The sequence below is a fragment of the Cyanobacteriota bacterium genome, assembly GCA_025054735.1.
Taxonomy (GTDB): Bacteria; Cyanobacteriota; Cyanobacteriia; order SKYG9; family SKYG9; genus SKYG9.
On the sequence record JANWZG010000178.1, the window covers coordinates 1 to 7,494 of the forward strand.

The 7,494-nt window shown below is 50.0% G+C and carries 6 protein-coding genes; all 6 read left to right on the forward strand.

Annotated features, from left to right (window positions below; genetic code table 11):
• Nucleotides 1–1,307 (forward strand): ATP-dependent DNA helicase (locus NZ772_10030; protein MCS6813889.1); only part of this gene is annotated, 1,307 nt, incomplete at its 5' end.
• A 172-nt stretch (nt 1,308–1,479) separates the two neighbouring features.
• Nucleotides 1,480–2,400 carry a pentapeptide repeat-containing protein gene (locus tag NZ772_10035; protein MCS6813890.1) on the forward strand — a complete coding sequence of 307 codons (921 nt, stop codon included), beginning with the start codon at nt 1,480–1,482 and terminating at the stop codon, nt 2,398–2,400.
• An 872-nt stretch (nt 2,401–3,272) separates the two neighbouring features.
• Nucleotides 3,273–4,943, forward strand: coding sequence for a SulP family inorganic anion transporter (locus tag NZ772_10040; GenBank protein ID MCS6813891.1), 1,671 nt, complete (start codon nt 3,273–3,275; stop codon nt 4,941–4,943).
• Nucleotides 4,944–5,503: 560 nt separating this feature from the next.
• Nucleotides 5,504–5,839, forward strand: coding sequence for a cation:proton antiporter subunit C (locus NZ772_10045; GenBank protein MCS6813892.1), 336 nt, complete (start codon nt 5,504–5,506; stop codon nt 5,837–5,839).
• The gene (locus NZ772_10050) at nt 5,836–7,278 is read left to right on the forward strand and encodes a cation:proton antiporter (protein MCS6813893.1); all 1,443 of its coding nucleotides are present in this window, start codon (nt 5,836–5,838) and stop codon (nt 7,276–7,278) included. Before NZ772_10045 ends, NZ772_10050 begins: the two co-directional genes overlap by 4 nt.
• A gap of 4 nt (nt 7,279–7,282) precedes the next feature.
• Nucleotides 7,283–7,494: cation:proton antiporter (locus NZ772_10055; protein MCS6813894.1), on the forward strand; the 212-nt coding region annotated here is incomplete at its 3' end.

Genomic DNA, 7,494 nt, shown 5'->3' on the forward strand with positions numbered 1-7,494 from the left:
TTTTGGTGGTGCCGGAACCAGTACAGCAACGACTGTTGATGGTGGAGCTTCCTCAAATTCACCAATGGATGCAAACGCCCAAACCGATTCACGTGGGCGATCGCTGGCCCCATCCTGACTTCTGTGGAGTACTCGTGACTACACCATCCGCATGGTTAGGTGATCGCCTAGGTACTCAAGACAAGTTTCCTACAGCAGTACCGGTTATTATTGACGGAGCCGACGATGTAGAGGCTTGGGTGCACCAGCAGCTTACCATTAGCCTCTGCCCATCGGATTGGAACCAGTTGATGTTAGCGTTTCCTGATCAGGTTGAGCTAATCCGTGATACCCAAATTCAATTGACACGGGCAATTTATCAGCATCCTCCCAACCCCTACGATCAGTATCTATTAGATGCTGCCGAGCAGGTTATCCTGCAATCTCTGGTTCAACAACTTATGCCCCAAACAGCACTGCCTCCCGCGTGGCAGGCAATTTCCCAACGTCTTAACACTGCTGATACCTTGTTTTGGACGGCAGTACAGCGAGACTATGGGCTGTTTTCGATCTACAGCAGTGTTGTCGAGGTTGCATCTACCCTAGAACTAATCTGGACACAGCAGCCTGTGGTACTCATCGGCAGTGCTGTCGATTTAGATACAAATGCCACCTTATTTCGGCAGCGCCTAGGCTTACCGGATATGACTTGCCTCAAGTTTGCCCCCGATCGCCACCAAGACCTGATTCATCTCTATCTACCAGATGGCATTCCCCTACCCAACACACCTCAATATCAGACAGCCCTAATTAAAGAAATTCGCTACTTGCTCTACACCAGTGCTTCTACCTATTCCCTAACGGTTCTGATTGTGGATGATATGCCCCTAAAAAACCAGATAGGATCACTGTTAGCAGCAGAATTTGGCTCTCGTGTGCAGGTCGAAAAGACTTGCTTGGACGATAACGGCATCCTAGTCACAGGTTGGGACTTTTGGAAGCACCACCAAGCCGTACTACCCTTGCCCAAGGTGATGGCGATCGCAACCCTACCCATCCCTTCCTTGGAGCATCCCCTAGTAGCAGGACGAGTCGCCTATTACAAGCGCCAGCGTCAAGATTGGTTTCGGCTCTATCTGTTGCCAACGGCCCTCAGCGAACTTCAGCGGGCGATCGCTCCCCTGCGAGAAACTCAAGGTGTCGTCGCTCTCCTAGACAGCCGCGTTATCCACCGTAGCTATGGACAACACATTCTATCGGCTCTCAGTCCTTTAGCTCGCCACAGCTATCTCGATGAAACCCTGTTCACCCAGCCAGAAATTAGCTAGCCAAGGGTTGTCGCAACACTCAACAAAACCACACCCAGCCAGTTGATGAACACTCCAAACCTAGGGATTCACTTCAAATAATCCGGATAGGAATAGGAATCTCTGAAAGCTTGATTACTATCAGCATCAACGATACAGCCCCGTCGAAATCTACAGTTCCCTAGTAACGACGATGTTTAACACCGCCGACATGGATACAGAGCGACTGCTGTGGAAATATGCAGCAGGACAACGGGACTTTCGCAAAATTGATCTCACCAGCACTGAATTGATTAATGCTGAATTACAGGGGATTAACCTCAGTCGTGCCGATTTGAACTGGGTGAACCTCAGTGGTGCCGACTTGAGTGAAGCAACACTCATTCATGCCGACTTCAGCAACGCCAAACTGATTGGGGCAAAACTAATAGAAGCTAACCTCACGAACGCTGATCTAAGCAACGCTGATTTGAGCTGGGTAAATTTAGATAAAGCAATTTTGACCCGCGCTAACTTGGCAGGAGCAAACCTGAGCCAAGCCTATTTGGGCAGTGCCAAGCTGAGTGGTGCCAACCTGAGCGGAGCCAAACTGCAAGGCATTAACCTCACAGGGGCAAACCTAAGTCGGGCTAATTTGAGTGGCGCGATTCTTAGAACATCTGACCTCAGTGAGGCGAACCTCAGTAAAGCAGATTTAAGTGAGTGCAAACTCAAAAGTGCTAACCTCAGCGGTGCTATTCTCAAGGGCGCAAACTTTTCACAGGCAAATTTGCGGGGGGCCAACCTTAGTGGCGCAGTTCTTCGAGAAGTTGATTCTAGCCAGTTGACGTTGATTGAGTTAAACCGACAGGCTATCTCTTTGCATGGTCAAACAGATTTGAGCTTAGCTGACCTGACTGGTGCAGATTTAACTGCAAGTAGTTTGCATGGGGCTGATCTGCGCTACGCACTGCTGTGTGGTGCTGACTTGACCGAAGTAACCTTGGAAGGTACCAATATGTGCGATGTCTATCTATCAGCGGCTGATCTAAGAGGTGCGAATTTGCGCAATAGCGTTCTCAGTGGCATCGTAATGCGAGGCGCTACAATGCCTGATGGCACAGTTCGCAGCTAGCCTCACCAAACAAGTGCTTCTTCTCCAGTCGACTTAAGTTGGAAATAATGCAACTCTAGAGCAGCTCTCATTGGTAAATCTATGAGCAGCGCCTAATGAGCCAGCAAAGATTTTCCAAAAAAAATCATAATTACTGGCTACAACTTTGCAGTAACTTAATTCCTAAAACTATTTGATTTAATTCACTGATTTTCAGTAATCTTTCAGGGGGTTACAAATAATACGTTTCAGGCTCCTGATTACCTCAAGTGGGTGAGAAGTAAGTTCAATTGAACTGGTTCATGGTCTGAAGTCATCTTTCTCCCGTTGTCCCCTGATTGCTCATAGCAACACACCCGTTTATTGGGGCATGGTTGCCATTGAGGCTCATGGTGAGAACTAGGGTCGTTCACAGTAACTGCCCTTTGGCTAGCTTGTCCGTAGCTATCGCCTAGGCTAAGGTGCTGACTATTGCTGAGATAAGCTTGTTATCCATAGCAGTTGATGGTCTTGAGTTCTAGAAAAGTGGTAGCAGACGGATTTGTGAGGCTGTGAGTATTTTAGCTATGAGCTGGTAATCAAAGCACCTACGTTCAAGGGGAAGTACTAGGTACTTGTACTACTCCAATGACGACTACTCTGGATTCGGTCGTAATTAGCTAGATCCAGATACTTTCCAACGATGGGTTCAGTTCCATTGATGGATAAGGGAGTCATTAAGAGCTAGGTAGTTCTCTATGTTAAGAAGTGCTCTGTATGTTCACGCCAGTTTGCTGGAGGCATCGGCAAAGCTAAGAGTTACCGCGAGCTAATGGTTGCTGAGGGAGTGGTTGCTGAAAAGATCTGTTGTTTGCCCGCTGTTTTTGTTTGACTAACCTTGTTGATTTACTCTTATGGGAATTACCAATCACATCCGCTTTGATAACTTGCGTGGTGACATTTTTGGTGGTGTCACTGCGGCGATCGTCTCCTTGCCATTAGCGCTTGCCTTCGGGGTGGCTTCTGGGGCCGGGCCAATTGCAGGGCTGTATGGGGCTGTTTGTGTAGGCTTCTTTGCAGCATTGTTCGGTGGCACCCCAACCCTAATTTCTGAGCCGACTGGGCCAATGACAGTGGTAATGACGACGATCGTCGCTGGTCTTACCGCTAGCAATCCAGAAAATGGCTTAGCCATGGCATTTACTGTCGTCATGTTGGCAGGTTTATTTCAGATTATCTTCGGCATCTTTAAACTGGGCAAATATATCACCCTGATGCCCTACAGCGTCATCTCTGGCTTTATGTCTGGGATTGGCGTAATCCTCATCATTCTGCAAATTGCTCCCTTTCTGGGACAGGCTGCACCCAAGGGGGGTGTACTGGGCACAGTGACTGCCATTCCCCAACTGATCGCCAAGGCGAACCCACCCGAAGTGATCTTGGGGGGCATGACCTTGGCAATTATCTTCCTGATGCCCAAGCGCTTCAAGCAGATTGTGCCACCGCAGCTAGTTGCACTGATTGTAGGCACGATCGTCTCCCTAACCATCTTCGGGGCCGTGGATATTCGTCGAATTGGAGATTTAGGCGAGATTCCCGTTGGGTTACCTCAGTTTCGCCTACCTACCTTCTCCCCTGGTCAACTCACCACCATGTTTGTGAATGGGGTCATGTTGGGGATGCTGGGGTGTATTGATACCCTCTTAACCGCTGTGATTGCTGATAGCCTCACCCGTACAGAGCACAATTCTGACAAGGAACTGATCGGTCAAGGCATTGGCAACATTGTGTCGGGGTTTTGTGGTGGGTTGCCCGGTGCTGGTGCTACCATGGGAACGGTGGTTAACATTCAAACTGGGGCAAAGACGGCAGTTTCTGGTTTGACGCGGGCATTGATTTTGTTAGTGGTGGTGTTGGGGGCGGCTCGCTTTACCCAGCCGATTCCGATGGCAGTGCTGGCCGGCATTGCGCTTAAGGTAGGTATTGACATCCTAGACTGGAGTTTCCTGAAGCGGTCCCACAAGGTTTCGGTCAAGGGTTCGCTGATCATGTACGGGGTCTTACTGCTGACCGTATTTGTGGATTTGATTGTGGCCGTGGGCATTGGGGTCTTTGTTGCCAACATTCTGACGATCGAGCGTCTGAGCAGCCTGCAATCCAAGGAAATTAAGCTGATTACAGACACCGATGATGATGTGCCTCTCAACGATGAGGAGAAACAATTACTAGACAAGGCCCAGGGACGGGTACTATTGTTCTATCTCAGTGGCCCCATGATTTTTGGCTTGTCGAAGGCGATCGCCCGCGAACACAACGCCATGCAGGATGCCGATGTCCTCGTGATGGATCTAACCGACGTGCCTCTGCTGGGTGTGACCGCCTCCCTAGCCATTGAAAATGCCATTCGCGATGCCCACGACAAGGGCCTCCAGATATACATTGTTGGTGCTAGCAGCAAGATCCAAAACCGCCTGAGCCGCTTGGGACTGTTTGACCTGATCACGCAAGAGCATGTGCTGGAAAATCGCACAGAAGCCCTGCGGCAAGCAGTGGATTACGTCTGCAGCAAGCAAGTTGCTGTCTAGTGCAGCTCACCATAAGCTCACCATAGGGTAATGTTGACTCCTGAGGTCGTGACCATAGGGATAAGTTGTCGTGACTATAAGGATAAGTTTTAGTGTAGACTTTCAGTCCGCACTACAAGCTGATAGGCTTATAACAACGGTCAGATGCATTGGAACCTCATGACTCTTACAAGCTCGTGGTGCTGACCTTAAGTCGGCAGATTTGGAGACTGTTAGGTTATTCGTGGTTCTGGGGCAACGTCACAGCTTAATGTTGGGGTAATGCCATAGCTCGTAGCTAGTATTTTAGTGCCAGAGCACTGCCTACCAAGCTGATGTATATAGGTCAATACTCAGGCTACCCCTACCCTGACCCTTCTACCAAGGAGGGTTAAGAGGCTGGGATTCTGGCTTGGTTCCCCTTCGTCTTGCCACCTAGAAGAAGAGGCTAGGGGATGAGGGCTGACCGAGTTTCAGCAAGAGCCTGAGTAGTTACGTTTAGAGTTTTAGAGTTGACGAAGTAGTCAATTTCTATTGGTCTCGTTAGTTAATGCGAAATGATGTTCATGCGAAGCGACACCGTGTTAGAAGCCTTTGCCCTTGCGACCATCTTGTGTGGGTTCTTTGGCATTCTTTTGAAGAAGAATTTGCTGATGAAAATCATCTCGATGGATGTGATGAGTACTGGTGTCGTCGCTTACTATGTGGTGGTTGCAGCCCGGAATGGCATGTTTACACCGATCGCCTCCACATCGCCACAGGGGGCCTATGCGGATCCCGTACCCCAGGGTGTGATCTTGACCGCTATCGTGATTGGATTTTCCATCCAAGCCTTGATGCTAGTGGGCGTGATGAAACTATCACGAGACAACCCAACCCTGGATAGTCGTGATATTGAGCAGGATACCGCGCCATGAACGCCCTCACTCTTGTCTGGATAGTCTTGCCCTTTATCCTAGGGTTTCTCATCTATTTAGTAGCGATCGCCGCTCGTCCTCTAGCCATCCTAGGTGCACTAGCCTCAACAGCCTATGCCATCATCCTCTTCACTCAGCCCCCCCTCACCCTAAGACTCATTGATCACTTTGGAGTCAGCCTCCGTCTAGATGAGACTACGGGATTCTTCGTCATTACTAATGCCCTCGTTACCCTAGCAGTGCTGCTCTACAATTGGCAGAGCAACAAAACAACCACGTTCTATGGTCAAGTTCTGATTTTACACGGCAGTGTGAATGCGGCCTTCGTCTGTGCCGACTTTATCACCCTGTACGTAGCGCTAGAAGTCCTCAGTATCGCCACATGCCTGCTGATTGCCTATCCACGTACTGATCGTGCCCTTTGGATTGGACTGCGCTATCTATTTATTAGCAATGTCGCCATGCTGTTTTACCTCGTGGGGGCAGTGCTAGTCTATAAAGCCCACGGTTCCTTCGATTATGTGGGGCTACGGCAAGCGCCTCCAGAAGCCGCAGCACTCATTCTTTTGGGACTATTGGTCAAGGGCGGCATTTTTATCTCTGGGCTGTGGCTGCCCCTGACCCATGCTGAATCAGAGTCATCGGTATCTGCCCTGATGTCTGGTGTAGTGGTGAAAGCGGGCGTGTTGCCCTTGGTGAGAATTGCGCTGCTCTTGCCAGAGTTTGACCCGATCATCCGTCTATTTGGAGTCTGCACGGCACTGTTTGGGGTGGTCTACGCTGTAGTGGACAAAGATGCCAAGCGCATCCTAGCATTCCACACGATTTCCCAGTTAGGGTTTATTCTCGCTGCCCCAGAGGTAGGTGGGTTCTATGCCCTGACCCATGGTTTTGTCAAAGCGGCCCTGTTCTTAGCAGTCGGACTACTGCCCACTCGTAATCTTAAAGAGTTGCAGCAGCAGGCAATTCCTACAGCATTGTGGGTCACCTTGGCGATCGCCAGTTTTTCCATTTCGGGGTTTCCCCTGCTGTCTGGGTTTGGGGCAAAGGTGCTGACCATGAAAAATCTCTTACCGTGGCAGGTGGTTGGCATGAACATTGCTGCATTGGGAACAGCCATTTCCTTTGCAAAGTTTATCTTCCTGCCCCATCAGCGGTTAACGTCACCGGATCAATCGCCGCTGCGCGCAGGCTTTTGGCTGGCAATGGCTCTCTTACTGGGGGGACTAGTAGCTGCTAATGTGGTTTACTACGAGGCTTACACGATCGCCAATGTGGTGAAACCATTGGCAACCATCGCCCTGGGGTGGCTAGTGTATCAGCTTGCCCTCCGCCATGTTTCCGTCAAACTCCCACGCCGATTAGAAGAGTTTGAACACCTGATTGGCATGATGAGCCTGAGCCTGGTCGTGCTGTTTTGGATTGTGATGGGGTGGTGAACCAATGATTAGACATTTCCTCCTGCGCTTAGGAATTTGGTTGCTACTCACCGCTAACTTCACACCGGTCAACATCATCATCGGCATCAGCCTTGCCCTGCTCTTGCCCCAAAGTTCCACCAGACCAGAGCGCCTTAGGGACCTGCTCCGCTCTCTTGCTAGGGTTGTGATCGCTATTCCCCAAGCCTATTGGGAAGCCGTGGAAATGATGCTGCG

Excerpts from the sequence above, each read along its gene's own strand:
- NZ772_10035 (MCS6813890.1), top strand. The coding sequence starts at position 1,480 with ATGTTTAACACCGCCGACATGGATACAGAGCGACTGCTGTGGAAATAT.
- NZ772_10040 (MCS6813891.1), top strand. The coding sequence starts at position 3,273 with ATGGGAATTACCAATCACATCCGCTTTGATAACTTGCGTGGTGACATT.
- NZ772_10050 (MCS6813893.1), top strand. The coding sequence starts at position 5,836 with ATGAACGCCCTCACTCTTGTCTGGATAGTCTTGCCCTTTATCCTAGGG.